The organism is Eubacterium xylanophilum ATCC 35991 (genome assembly GCF_000518685.1).
In the GTDB taxonomy this organism is placed as follows: Bacteria; Bacillota; Clostridia; order Lachnospirales; family Lachnospiraceae; genus Eubacterium_F; species Eubacterium_F xylanophilum.
Map to the genome: position 1 here is coordinate 53,462 of NZ_KI912472.1, position 12,126 is coordinate 65,587.

Annotated in this window: 10 protein-coding genes and 1 tRNA gene; 4 read left to right on the top strand and 7 right to left on the bottom strand. The window is 40.5% G+C overall.

The annotated features are described in order from the left end of the window. Positions 1–2: 2 nt before the first annotated feature. On the bottom strand, positions 3–1,325 hold the full coding sequence (gene der / locus L877_RS0109645; RefSeq protein WP_026835892.1) for a ribosome biogenesis GTPase Der: 1,323 nt from the start codon (positions 1,323–1,325) through the stop codon (positions 3–5). A 198-nt stretch (positions 1,326–1,523) separates the two neighbouring features. On the opposite strand from der, the gene L877_RS12935 reads away from it, so the two are divergent. Further along, the gene (locus tag L877_RS12935) at positions 1,524–1,718 is read left to right on the top strand and encodes a YjfB family protein (protein WP_034785597.1); all 195 of its coding nucleotides are present in this window, start codon (positions 1,524–1,526) and stop codon (positions 1,716–1,718) included. Between the two features lie 75 nt (positions 1,719–1,793). Here L877_RS12935 and L877_RS0109655 read toward each other — a convergent pair whose 3' ends face one another. Further along, on the bottom strand, positions 1,794–2,150 hold the full coding sequence (locus tag L877_RS0109655; RefSeq protein ID WP_026835893.1) for a YraN family protein: 357 nt from the start codon (positions 2,148–2,150) through the stop codon (positions 1,794–1,796). A 10-nt stretch (positions 2,151–2,160) separates the two neighbouring features. Continuing rightward, a complete protein-coding gene (gene aroB / locus L877_RS0109660; RefSeq protein ID WP_026835894.1) occupies positions 2,161–3,273 on the bottom strand; it encodes a 3-dehydroquinate synthase in 1,113 nt (370 codons plus the stop codon). 134 nt (positions 3,274–3,407) lie between these two features. On the opposite strand from aroB, the gene glmS reads away from it, so the two are divergent. Continuing rightward, positions 3,408–5,231 carry a glutamine--fructose-6-phosphate transaminase (isomerizing) gene (gene glmS / locus L877_RS0109665; protein WP_026835895.1) on the top strand — a complete coding sequence of 608 codons (1,824 nt, stop codon included), beginning with the start codon at positions 3,408–3,410 and terminating at the stop codon, positions 5,229–5,231. Positions 5,232–5,369: 138 nt separating this feature from the next. Here glmS and L877_RS0109670 read toward each other — a convergent pair whose 3' ends face one another. Both L877_RS0109670 and L877_RS0109675 read right to left on the bottom strand, forming a co-directional pair. Continuing rightward, positions 5,370–6,536: a metallophosphoesterase gene (locus L877_RS0109670; protein WP_026835896.1), complete on the bottom strand. Its 1,167-nt coding sequence runs from the start codon at positions 6,534–6,536 to the stop codon at positions 5,370–5,372. A 23-nt stretch (positions 6,537–6,559) separates the two neighbouring features. Further along, positions 6,560–7,768: a L,D-transpeptidase family protein gene (locus tag L877_RS0109675; RefSeq protein ID WP_026835897.1), complete on the bottom strand. Its 1,209-nt coding sequence runs from the start codon at positions 7,766–7,768 to the stop codon at positions 6,560–6,562. A gap of 156 nt (positions 7,769–7,924) precedes the next feature. On the opposite strand from L877_RS0109675, the gene holA reads away from it, so the two are divergent. Both holA and L877_RS0109685 read left to right on the top strand, forming a co-directional pair. Beyond that, complete coding sequence (gene holA / locus L877_RS0109680) at positions 7,925–8,902, top strand: DNA polymerase III subunit delta (RefSeq protein WP_026835898.1); 978 nt, start codon at positions 7,925–7,927, stop codon at positions 8,900–8,902. A 34-nt stretch (positions 8,903–8,936) separates the two neighbouring features. Then, positions 8,937–9,022 (top strand) — tRNA-Ser (locus tag L877_RS0109685). Positions 9,023–9,033: 11 nt separating this feature from the next. Here the strand turns inward: L877_RS0109685 and L877_RS0109690 are convergent. Both L877_RS0109690 and L877_RS0109695 read right to left on the bottom strand, forming a co-directional pair. Continuing rightward, entirely contained in the window at positions 9,034–11,199 is a 2,166-nt protein-coding gene (locus tag L877_RS0109690) for a DNA internalization-related competence protein ComEC/Rec2 (RefSeq protein WP_026835899.1), read from the bottom strand. A 15-nt stretch (positions 11,200–11,214) separates the two neighbouring features. Next, positions 11,215–12,123: a GerMN domain-containing protein gene (locus tag L877_RS0109695; protein ID WP_026835900.1), complete on the bottom strand. Its 909-nt coding sequence runs from the start codon at positions 12,121–12,123 to the stop codon at positions 11,215–11,217. Positions 12,124–12,126: the final 3 nt, after the last annotated feature.

Genomic DNA, 12,126 nt, shown 5'->3' on the forward strand with positions numbered 1-12,126 from the left:
TCTTATTTCTCCTTTCGCTCACGCACTATCATTCGAATTGGAGTCCCTGTAAATCCAAATGTCTCGCGAATTCTGTTTTCTATATATCGTTGATACGAAAAATGCATCAACTCTTTGCTGTTGACAAACATGACAAAGGTCGGCGGCTTTGTGCTCACCTGAGTCATATAATATATGCGAAGCCTCTTGCCCTTATCTGATGGCGGCTGTTGCATAGCTACTGCCTCCGTCAAAATCTCATTCAAAACACCGGTCTGCACACGGAATGAGTGGAACTGAATTACCTTTTCAATCATGTCAAAAAGCTTCACTGTTCTCTGTCCGGTCTTGGCCGATATAAAGATAATCTCCGCATATGGCACAAAAGATAGAATCTCCCTGACTTTGTTGGTATAATTCTTAACAGAGTGATTGTCCTTTTCTATGAGATCCCACTTATTAACTGCAATTATTAATCCTCGCCCCCTGTCATGAGCAATCCCCGCGATCTTAGCATCCTGCTCTGTGACGCCTTCATCTGCATCAATCATCATAATCACCACATCAGCTCGCTCTATGGCGGCCACAGTACGAATGATGCTGTACTTTTCTAGGTCCTCTTTGATTTTATTCTTTCTTCTGAGTCCGGCTGTATCTATAAAGATATACTCCTTATCATCCTTTACAATTGTAGTATCGATGGCATCTCTCGTAGTACCGGCAATATCCGATACTATAACTCTATTCTCACCGAGAAGCTTGTTGATAAGGGAGGATTTCCCAGCATTGGGTTTTCCTACAACTGCAATCTTTGGAGTGTCATCTTCCTCCTCTTCAAACAAATCCGGATCTATGTGCTCCAGAACTGCATCCAACAAATCTCCAAGTCCAAGCTTTGATGATGCAGATACCGGATGAGGATCTCCGATACCAAGGTTATAAAACTCATATACATCAGGCATGAGCTTGTCAAAATTATCAACTTTGTTGACAACTAATACAACAGGCTTATGTGATTTTCTGAGCATATCAGCTACTTTGAAATCCATATCCACAACTCCCTGACGAACATCTGTGACAAACAGAATAACATCAGCTGTGTCTATGGCGATATTTGCTTGCTCACGCATATGAGACAGCATGGCATCCTTCGTATCCATATCTATACCACCGGTATCAATTAACGACATACTCTTGTCCAGCCAATTGATATCAGCATATATCCTATCCCTTGTCACTCCGGGATAATCCTTTACAATTGAAATCTTCTCTCCTGCCAACGTATTAAAAAGCGTAGACTTTCCCACATTAGGGCGTCCAACTATGGCAACAATAGGTTTACTCATCTTTCTTCCCCTTTGATAAATCTATATATTTGCAAACTTTTACAAGTTATATTGTACTAGAAAACAATATCAAAATCAAGGAATATTTAACCATCTGTAAGTCCTAAAAACATCTTGATTTTGAAGATGAATTGTGTTACAATAATGAAAAGTGTATATACATTTCATGACAATGTGTTGGAAAGGAGGCGAATCTAGATGGAGATTTCAGGCGGAATCAATCTTGCCAATTATTCTACAGATAGGACAAAGAATGAAGTTATGAGGGATATAAGCATTGCCATGCTAGATAAGTCGCTAGACAACGAGCAGCAAATGGGTGACCAACTTACCAAGATGATGGAGAGATCAGTCAATCCGAGTGTAGGTGGCAATTTTGATATATCTGTTTGATTTATCTGTACAATTCAAATTGAGTTAGTAAAGGAGCTGGTACCTCAATGGTATACAGCTCCTTTTTCTTGCATCTTAATCCACGAATTCAAAGGCATTTTCTATGTGTTCCAGATTCTGTCCTTCAAATAGAATGACATCAAATCTTATTCCACACGAGGGACTAATTCTCCGCTTAGAAAGATAGTACTTAGTTGTCAGACATATCTTTCTCTGCTTGGAATAGTTTACACTTTCCCCGGGCGAAACCATGGTTCCTTCTGCTCTGTACTTAATTTCAACGATTACCAGATACTCGCCCTTGCGAGCTACTACATCCAGTTCACCATATCGACTGTAAAAGTTCCTGTCCAGGATATCATATCCTCGCTCCTCTAAGTACTTCACTGCCCTGTCTTCATAAAAATCTCCGATTTTCCGCTTATTATACACTTTCTCCTCCCTAAAGTTTTTCTATAATCTCGCGTATTTCATCCTCAGCTGTCGGCCTTGCATATACATCATCGCCAAATTGCATGACATCTCCAATACCCTTTTGGAATACAAACCTGAGTTTTCCATCTCTGACCTTCTTGTCTGTGTAGAGTTTCTTCACAAGTTCTTCCCTGTCTATATAATCAGGAATCGCCACAGGAAGTCCTACACTTTTCAGCAGAGCGATTGTTCTATCACACTCTTCCTGGGTCAAAAATCCCAACTTGCATCCAAGCATAGCCTGTGCCACAAGTCCTATGGACACTGCCTCACCGTGAAGAAGTCTATAATCACTGACTGTCTCTACAGCACGACCAACTGTATGGCCAAGGTTCAAGATTTCTCGAAGGCTCTTCTCCTTCTCGTCTTTCATGACAACCTGATACTTGACATTGCAATTGTGCTCAGATATGTAGATACAGGCCTCTTCGTCACAATCAAGAACCTTTTGGAAATTGTTTTCCAGATACTCAAACAGCTCATAATCAGCGAGACAAGCGTGTTTAATAGTCTCTGCCATTCCATTGATTCTATGTGCCATAGGAAGTGTCTCCCATGTTTTTACATCTACATAAACCTTCTTTGGCTGATAGATAAGGCCTATGAGATTTGTGGCAAGATCAGTGTCAACTGCAGTTTTCCCACCGATTGACGCATCTGCAGCTGCAAGATGTGTTGTGGCATAGTTGATAAAAGGCACACCCCTGCCAAATGTTCCGGCGACAAAACCCGCCAGGTCCGATACAACTCCTCCACCGACGGCAATAACACAACAATCACGCCTATACTCTCTAGCTAGCATTGCATCTTCAAGTTGCTCCTTCACCGCTCGGACTTTGCTCTTCTCTCCCGCCGGAAAGACAAACAAATCACTCTTGTATCCACATGCTTTCACCTTGTCATAAATCCGGGTGGCATATAGCGGTTCAACAATGTCATCTGTAATGATGGCAAACTTGTTAATTCCGCCTACCAGACCATTTTTAATATCCTCTATTAGTTTATCCATGAGATTGATGCCTATCTCAACCTCATATGAATCGTCAACAATCTTCTTTAATTCAACATTAAATACTGACATTGCGTATCCCTCCTGATGAATTTTCTCTGTAAAAAACTACAATACTGATAATATCACATTTTTCTTGCTTTTACCAGCAAAAAACTATATAATATTATTTGTTTAGAGATATTTTTTTTAGAAGGAGTTAGAATATGTGTGGAATAATAGGTTATGTAGGCACACAAGATGCCAAAAAAGCTCTTGTCGACGGACTACAAACTCTTGAATATCGTGGATATGACAGCGCAGGCATATCATTTTTCACAGATAACAAGATTAAGACAATTAAAAAAGTTGGAAAAGTTTCAAATCTCAGAGAAAATGTCAAGGCCAGTGCCAGTGATATGGAATCACACTGCGGAATTGGACATACTCGCTGGGCAACACACGGTGGAGTTTCCGATACAAACTCACACCCTCATACCGCCGGAAAAGTAACATTGATTCACAATGGTATTATAGAAAATTACAAGGAATTACAGGATGAATTGGCCGAGAAAGGTGTTTTCCCGGTATCTCAGACAGACTCAGAGATTGCCGCTATGGTTATCAATGACTTGTACGATGGCAATCCGGAGGAAGCTATCCGCCTTGGTACTGCGAAACTCAAAGGAGCATATGGTTTTTGTATCATGTTCGAAGATATCCCGGATACAATCTATGCAATTAGAAGTGGTAGTCCACTCGTTGCCGCTCATACGGAGAAGGGAAGTCTCATCGCTTCCGATATGGTTGCTCTTGTAAGTTATACAAAGCAGTACTTTGTATTAAAAGAAGGTCACTTGGCTAAGATTACCAAGGATGAGATCATCGTCAAGGACGAGTTCGGCGATATCTACGGTCCTACAATTCATCACATCAGTTGGGATGTTGGAGCTGCCAAGAAAGGTGGATATGACTACTTCATGATGAAGGAAATTCACGAGCAGCCGGAATCCCTCCGAAATACAATCAAACCTAGATTCATCAATGGACTTCCTGATTTTACAGATGACGGTGTTCCAGATTCACTCTTCGAGGGAATTGACAAAATCGTCATCACAGCATGCGGAACTGCTATGCACGCTGGTCTCATCGGAAAGAATATGATCGAACGACTCGCAAGAATCCCTGTTACAGTGGAGATTGCATCAGAGTTTAGATATCAGAATCCTATAATCAATGAGAAGACATTGATTATCACAATTTCACAGTCTGGCGAAACTGCAGACACATTGGCAGCTATTGCCCTAGCCAAAGAACACGGCTGCAAGACTTTATCAGTGGTAAATGTCAAGCAGTCATCTATCGCAAGAGAAAGTGACTACGTGCTCTACACTCATGCAGGTCCTGAGGTTGCCGTTGCAAGTACCAAGGCATACTCAGTTCAGTTGTCAGTTATGTATCTTCTCGCATTCAAACTTGCCCTTATCACAGGTAATGTTTCGGAGAACAAAATCAGAGAGTATACTGCAGAGTTTGCTGATATCGCCAACAAGGTAGAGGAAACCCTCTCTTATGACAATCAGTCAGAAAATATTGCAAAGAGACTTGCAAAAGCTGAAGACATCTTCTTCATAGGCCGTGGACTTGATTATATGCTCTCATGCGAGGGCTCACTTAAGCTCAAGGAAATCAGCTATATTCACTCTGAAGCCTATGCGGCCGGCGAGTTAAAGCACGGAACCATCTCACTTATCACTGATAATGTTCCTGTCATCGCCCTAGCCACTCAGCCGGATGTATATGCAAAGGTTATTTCCAACGTTCAGGAAGTTCGCTCACGTGGTGCCAAAGTAATCCTCATCACGGATTCAGACGCATCTGTAGATGCAAGCCTATGTGATCATCAGATAGTATTGCCGGAGACTTCTCCGATATTTACACCGTTCTTGTCAGTGGTCATCTTACAATACTTAGCATATTATGTTGCTGTGGAAAAGGGACTCAATGTGGATCAGCCACGAAACCTTGCCAAATCAGTAACAGTTGAATAGTAAGACCAGCGCTATGCGATTCCGATAAAAAAAACAGGAAGAGGCCAACCGACTCGAGACGCAATGCATGCGCATTGAAGTCTCTCTCTGGTTGGACTCTTCCTGTTTTTAGACTGTCTTAGTGCGACAGCCCCATTTTTATTTGCTAAATTTCATATCAATCACTACAACTTCGCTTGGAACGCCAAGCTTAACAGGCACTCCCCATCCCCCTATTCCAGAAGATGTAATGGCATATGTATCGCCATATTTTTTCATTCCATAGTTCATATCATTGGCTAGGTAGGTAAGGAAATTGCCAAACAACTGACCGCCATGAGTGTGACCACTCATAACCAGGTCTCCTCCCGCCTTACTCACTTCAAGAAACTGGTGAGGCTGATGACTCAACACAACCACCGGCTTAGTTTTATCAACACCCTCAAGAAGCTTTGCCACATCGTTTTCTATTGAAATATCCGAAAAGTCCTTGCGTCCCACAATCTGCACTCCATTGGCAAGGGTGGTTATCTGATCCATAAGGACAGTAATTCCGGCATTTCTGAAGTAATGTGTCACATCTTTACTGAGATAGACTTCGTGATTTCCCTCAACGTAAAACACCCCATACGGAGCATTTATCTTCTTAAAAGCCTGTATCATCAACTCAATCTGGCTCTCAGTCGTGGACTGATCTACAAAATCTCCATCGAGTACTACTATATCAGGTTTGGTCTCATTTATCTTGTCGACTACTCGCGTAATATCGCTTCCAAGAACACCCGATCCCATGTGAACATCGCTAATCATGGCAATTCTCATGCTGTCTTTGTTCTCACTCTTACCGGTGTCATCAACATCTAAATGCTTATTGATAGATACCTTGTACTCCGTAACCTGATACCATCTCATATTAATCACCGACAAAACACCACAGATTATAGTAAATACAAGTATGCACGTGATGCCTTTTCTCGTGCTTTTGATAAACTTATATATCTTATTATCCGCTTCAATTCTGGTCCCTATTGCTATTATCAGCTGTCTTATTCCAAGAAAAATCAGCGAATAAATAAATACGACCATATATATTCCGGCAATTCGAAGCAAAATATTCTTTATCAAGTCATTGTCATATCCGAAGTATCCTGCAACTCCGCCTATAAAATTGACAAAAAACACTCCATGAATTACCCAATATATCACTTTATTCCACCCAAGTCGCTTCCAAAGTTGAAAGTATTTGATAAATACAAATGCCGTGAGCACCAGAAGTATTATAAAAAATATTCCGAGAGCAACGACTGCCCAAAATCTAGCCATCATTCATCCCTTTCTAGATCATTTATCTAGTAAACAATTACCGGTGTTCCAACTTTTACTTTTGAATACAACTCTCTCGCAAAGCTATATGGGAGGTTGACACAGCCATGTGAACCACTGTATCTGTATATATTACCTCCAAATCTTCCGCGCCAAGTGGCATCATGAAGTCCCTGTCCATCCCAGTTGAATGGCATCCAATAGTGGACCAATGTATGATATCCCTGAACTGCCATAGTTCCCAGGTATCGCTCTCTCTGCATAGCATATATTCTATGCGCACCCTTAGTAGTTCTTCTTGCAGGTGTATCCAGTCCTGAAACCACATTGGACTGCATCTTGAGCTTACCTTTCTTGTAAAACCAGCAATGCTGTCTGCTGATGCTTACTTCAACGTATGTATCACCGATATCATCTTTTCCATGCTTAACTGCCTGGTTCTTATATACAGGCTCTACAGTCTTTGACTTTCCCTTCCTAAGCAACTTATTCAGTTTAGTAACCGTCGCCGGTTCATCAATCCACCATCCAAGAATTCCTCCGTGTATCTTCTTGACACCATCTTTGGTAGTTTTGAATTTTCTAGTCTTACCAAAAGTATTATACTTCTTGGCGAGATGCTTGACAAATTGTTCCGGCCACTTCTTGTCTATTACAAGTTTTGCCTTTTTCTTCTTATACTTGACATGTTTCTTAAGTTTGGTCCAATCGAGAACTTCCTTCTGCTTGCCAAATTTATAAGTAATCCTCATGTCCTCATATCTATTAATAGCTTTTCCAATCTTTTTAATCTCTTTGCTCTCAGTAGTAATCTTAGCTTCTTTGTAATAATCATCGAGATTTATAGATGCGCTATCATTTCCGGCTAATTGGGTGAGAATATCTCCTGCCAGCTTGTCATTATCAACTATATCACCCTTTTTCTCGGGAATAAGATTAAACCCCTTGTCATAATATGCATTCTTTGGTTTTTTCTCTCCCTGCGGAACATTGTTCTCAACTATATACTTAACTGCATCTAAATCCATACCACTGTCAACAACCGTCGAAGAAAAATCAATCTCCTTGATTTCTCCATTAATATTCATATTGACAACTTTCCTCTTCTTACTTGGCTCCGCACTGCTTGACTCCTCTCCGGATGGCGAGAACACACCTGCCCCGTACAAGCAACCTACTACAATAGCAACAAAAGCCACTGCCACTATCGGCACCAATATTTTTTTCTTGTTCATTTTGAGCTTCCCTTCTAAATCCTTTTTACTTATAACCCAAAAAAGGTTATAAACCCCGCAGATTATATTGTACAATATTTTTAAAATATAGTCAATCCACACTACTTGTATTATTTCCCGACTTAGTATATACTTAATAGAGGATAGGAGGACGAAATGCAAACCATCGATAACCAGCTAAAAACCAACAATTTATCTCGCTTTCATCTTGTATACGGTGAGGAAAAGTACATGGTCACCTACTACTCAAGGCAGATCATTTCTAAGCTCTCTACTGAGGGTGACACCGTCAATACAACATTTTATGAGGGCGAAACCCTTAATCTGGAAGATTTTGATTCCCTTGGGAACACTCTTCCTTTTTTTGCTGAGAACAGATTGATGGTAGTCAAGAGAAGTGGCCTTTTTGGCAAATCAAGCGAGATGACTTCCATCCTCGATTCCTTCCCTGATAGCACCTACGTTCTTTTTGTCGAGGACAAGATTGACGGACGAAACTCCCTGGTAAAGTGGATGAAGAAAAACGGATGCGTCACCGAGTGCAAGCAAAAAAATGAGCACGAATTAGCCGGATGGATAGCCGGATATCTAAAGCGATACGGCAAGACAATCCCCCGAAGAGAGATTAGTTATCTAATTTCCAAAGTCGGTTTCTCCATGAACACTCTCTCCACCGAGATGGATAAACTGATTGGCTACATCGGAGATGCCAATTCAGTTACCACTCAGGACATAGATGCCATCTGCAGTGGTCAGGTTGTGGACAAGGTCTTCGATATGATTGACGCAGTTATGACCGGAAACAGCACCCTAGTTTACAAGCTCTACCGCGATTTACAGGAACTGAGAGAGCCAGCTCCCGTTCTGGTCCGACTATTTCAAAGGCACATCAACATTCTCATACAGGTTAAGGAATTATCAAGATCCAAGGCAGATAAGATTATCGCCAACGAATTGAAGATACCTACCTTTGCCATTGGGAAGTATAAGCAACAGGCAAACGGCTTCAAGCGAAGCGAACTTATCCACATGCTGGAAAATATCACAGAAAGCGAAGAACTCTTCAAAACAGGCCAGATGAAAGACGAGCTTTCCGTGGAAATGTTTTTTATCAGAGCATTGACAAATTGCTAAAAAAATGGTATAAATTTACTTGGTTGTTTTTTATGGAGACGTATCGAAGAGGTCATAACGAGCTCGACTCGAAATCGAGTTGTCCGCAAGGGCACGTGGGTTCGAATCCCACCGTCTCCGTTTTTTTATGCCTATTTTTCTAACATAGTCTTGATATTAAGTCTTCTATTTTCCTCAGAAACAATTATAGCACCGCTCTCCGCAGTATTTAAGAAAAATGTTCCGAAAGACTTGATTCTATCAACCACATCTCTTGCAGGATGACCATATCTATTATTAACCCCGGCAGAAGCAAATGCATACTTGGGAGAAAAATATGCTAAAAAAGCATCAGAAGTAGATGACTTGGAACCGTGATGTCCTACCTTGAGAATATCCACGCTCATAGGACTATTTTCCATCGACTCCAACACATCCTCCTCCCCATTCACCTCGAGATCTCCCGTTGTCAAAATCCTATAATTCTTATAATTTATCATAAAGGTCAAGGAGTAGTCATTGGGCTCTTTCCATGGAAAGTCAATCCTAGGATGTAGACAATCAAAGGTTAATTGGTCTGATATTCTGAGAGTGTCTTTTCTACAAATGTAGTCAATGCTGATATTCTCTCTCCTTATCTTCTCTTCTAACGCCAAATAGTTCTTGTCCTTATTCTCTATCCCGGGAAGCCCCACCCGACATATCCTTATATCTCGCTTCTCCCCCTTATCAAGCATCTCAATCAAGCCACTGGTATGGTCCTCATCACCATGAGTTATAAATACTTCATCTATCCTATCTCTCCCATAGAACTTGAGAACCGGCTCAATTACATTTTCAGCAATGTTTTTCTTAGACGTACTCCCTCCGTCAATTAAAAATGTTCTGTTGTCGCATATTATAACTTCCATATCTCCCTGTCCAACATCTCCCTGAATATACACGAATCCATATTTTGGTTTTGCAAAAAAGAATATTAATATCGCAAGTCCCGCTAGACCCGAAAGTTTTTTTCTATTATAATCCACAAGAAATACACCTATCACAGCTAATATTAGGCCATAATAAATAACCATAAATACTACGTTTGGCCTTCCAATAATTATCTTATTATATGGCAAATAATTCACACCATGACATATTAATTTATAATACTTCAGTATAAAATGCGCCGTAGAAAGGATGAACTCTGCCAACATAGAATTGAATATCAAACATATACATCCGATAAATCCCACTCCAACCAATAATGACATAAGTGGAAGTACTAACATATTAATTATCACGCTATAGGGACATATTTCAAAGTAATACCAACATATTATGGGAAATGTTGTCAGGAACAATGCAAGGCCCTGGATAATCGTTTTGGCAATTATATTCTCAATTTCCAATCTCTTAATCGCCTCGTCAAAGAGAAGGATTCCAAGAACCGACGCATAACTCAATTGAAACCCACATTGAAACAGCTGTAACGGCTCATTTATCAGGGTGAATATTCCGCTTAGAGCAATGGCCGACAGGGGATCATAGTACTTTCCCACAGTTTTCCCAAGCATCGCAATTACCATCATGAGCACTGCTCGAGTGGTGGCAACCGGAAAACCTGTGAGTTCTCCATACAGGAGAAGAAATGTCACAGTGAATATGGCTGCATACTGCATCTTAATCAGATATTTTCTCAGGAAATTGAAAAGACCCATGCCTATGAGTGAGATATGAAGACCGGAAATCGCCAAAATATGTGATATTCCAGCGCTCTCAAAAAGCTCCTTGATATCCTTATCAAGGAGTGTCTTATCCCCCAAAATCATTGCACTCATAATTCCCGCATCTTCACTGTTCATAACTTTGCTAAGTCTAGCTGAAAAAAAATCCCTCAACTCGCGCAAATATTCCGGAAGTCTGTCATATTTATTATTTACTATTATAATATCTTGTATTTGGATTTTTCCGACATAATCCTGACTTTTGTAATATAATTGCTCATGGAATCCACCTGGATTAGTCGGCTTTGAGAAATTAGAATATGTCCCCTTTATGCGGACAATATTTCCCACCTTAACATCGTATTTTTCGCTATCTTTTGTGGTGCAGAGCATTTTTCCAACTCGCACTTTTTTCTCCCCTTGCAACAGGGTGTCTTCTAAGACATAGTTTACCCCCAGCTTCCCACTTGTTATACGAGTCACTTTTCCCGTAAATATTCCCTCTTGGCAGGCAATCACCGAAGAATCAATATCATATATGAATTGAAACCATATGATAATTGCAGCCATCAACAGAAGCCAAAGGATTACCAATGGTCTGTTTTTCAAGTAAACTTCATCCCCCTATTCTTCCAAACTCTCCTTAATTATGTCTAGATTCCTCTCAAAAGGTACTGTGAAATCCTCCACATCTCCATAGTTCTTCACTGTCTCGCCGTCAACAGTGAATTTGACCTTGTTGACATCTGCCAACTCACAAAGAGAATTAACTATACTATATACTGTAATCTTTCCGCTGACGTCAGTTCTCTTGTTGAGAAACTCTGTGGAAAAATCCACGTAGCATATATTATCTCTGATTGTCATGGAATTGAGAGTTGTACCCTCAGGCACAGTGGCAAGAATGCCTGGATTCTCCAATCTATCCTCTTCACTTGGCCCCTCAATCAGTTTTTCTATAATCAATTTTCCAAAAGGAACTTTTCTGTCATAGGAAATCTTTGTATTGATTTCAAGCAAACCGTCATTGTTCTGATTTGCAAAGTACATAATAGTTGACTTATCCTGAGTTTTTCCATCTCCACCTAGAGAATCCATAAAGGACAATTCATTCATTACCCCAACTTCTTCTCCGTTAATAGTCAATTTGTCTTTGTCAATGTAAAACTCTACATACTCAACACCCTTAACCTGACAAAGTGTCTTAACGATAGCTGACCTGATGAGAATTTCCTCTACTCTATCTAGATTTCTATATGCAGGAGTAAATCTCACTGTCAACTGGTTCTCCTGAAGCATGAATTCTGTAACTTCCACCTTGTCATATTGGTCCAAAAGTTCTTGAATTCTCGCTATAACATCTTCTGACTTTGTCTTACATTTATACTGAGCTGACTCAAGTCCACGCAAATCATCTCTCACCACGTAGACTGTATAATCTCCCTCTACTGTCGGCTCTTCAGCACTTCCACAGCCTCCAAGGAGACAGGCAAATATAAGCACAAGTAATGCTCTGCTCAATTTATCTATCATATC

Coding starts and splice junctions, on each gene's coding strand:
- der (WP_026835892.1), bottom strand. CDS start 1,325: ATGAGTAAACCTATTGTTGCCATAGTTGGACGCCCTAATGTGGGAAAG.
- aroB (WP_026835894.1), bottom strand. CDS start 3,273: ATGTCAGTATTTAATGTTGAATTAAAGAAGATTGTTGACGATTCATAT.
- L877_RS0109670 (WP_026835896.1), bottom strand. CDS start 6,536: ATGATGGCTAGATTTTGGGCAGTCGTTGCTCTCGGAATATTTTTTATA.
- L877_RS0109695 (WP_026835900.1), bottom strand. CDS start 12,123: ATGATAGATAAATTGAGCAGAGCATTACTTGTGCTTATATTTGCCTGT.
- glmS (WP_026835895.1), top strand. CDS start 3,408: ATGTGTGGAATAATAGGTTATGTAGGCACACAAGATGCCAAAAAAGCT.
- L877_RS0109675 (WP_026835897.1), bottom strand. CDS start 7,768: ATGAACAAGAAAAAAATATTGGTGCCGATAGTGGCAGTGGCTTTTGTT.
- L877_RS12935 (WP_034785597.1), top strand. CDS start 1,524: ATGGAGATTTCAGGCGGAATCAATCTTGCCAATTATTCTACAGATAGG.
- holA (WP_026835898.1), top strand. CDS start 7,925: ATGCAAACCATCGATAACCAGCTAAAAACCAACAATTTATCTCGCTTT.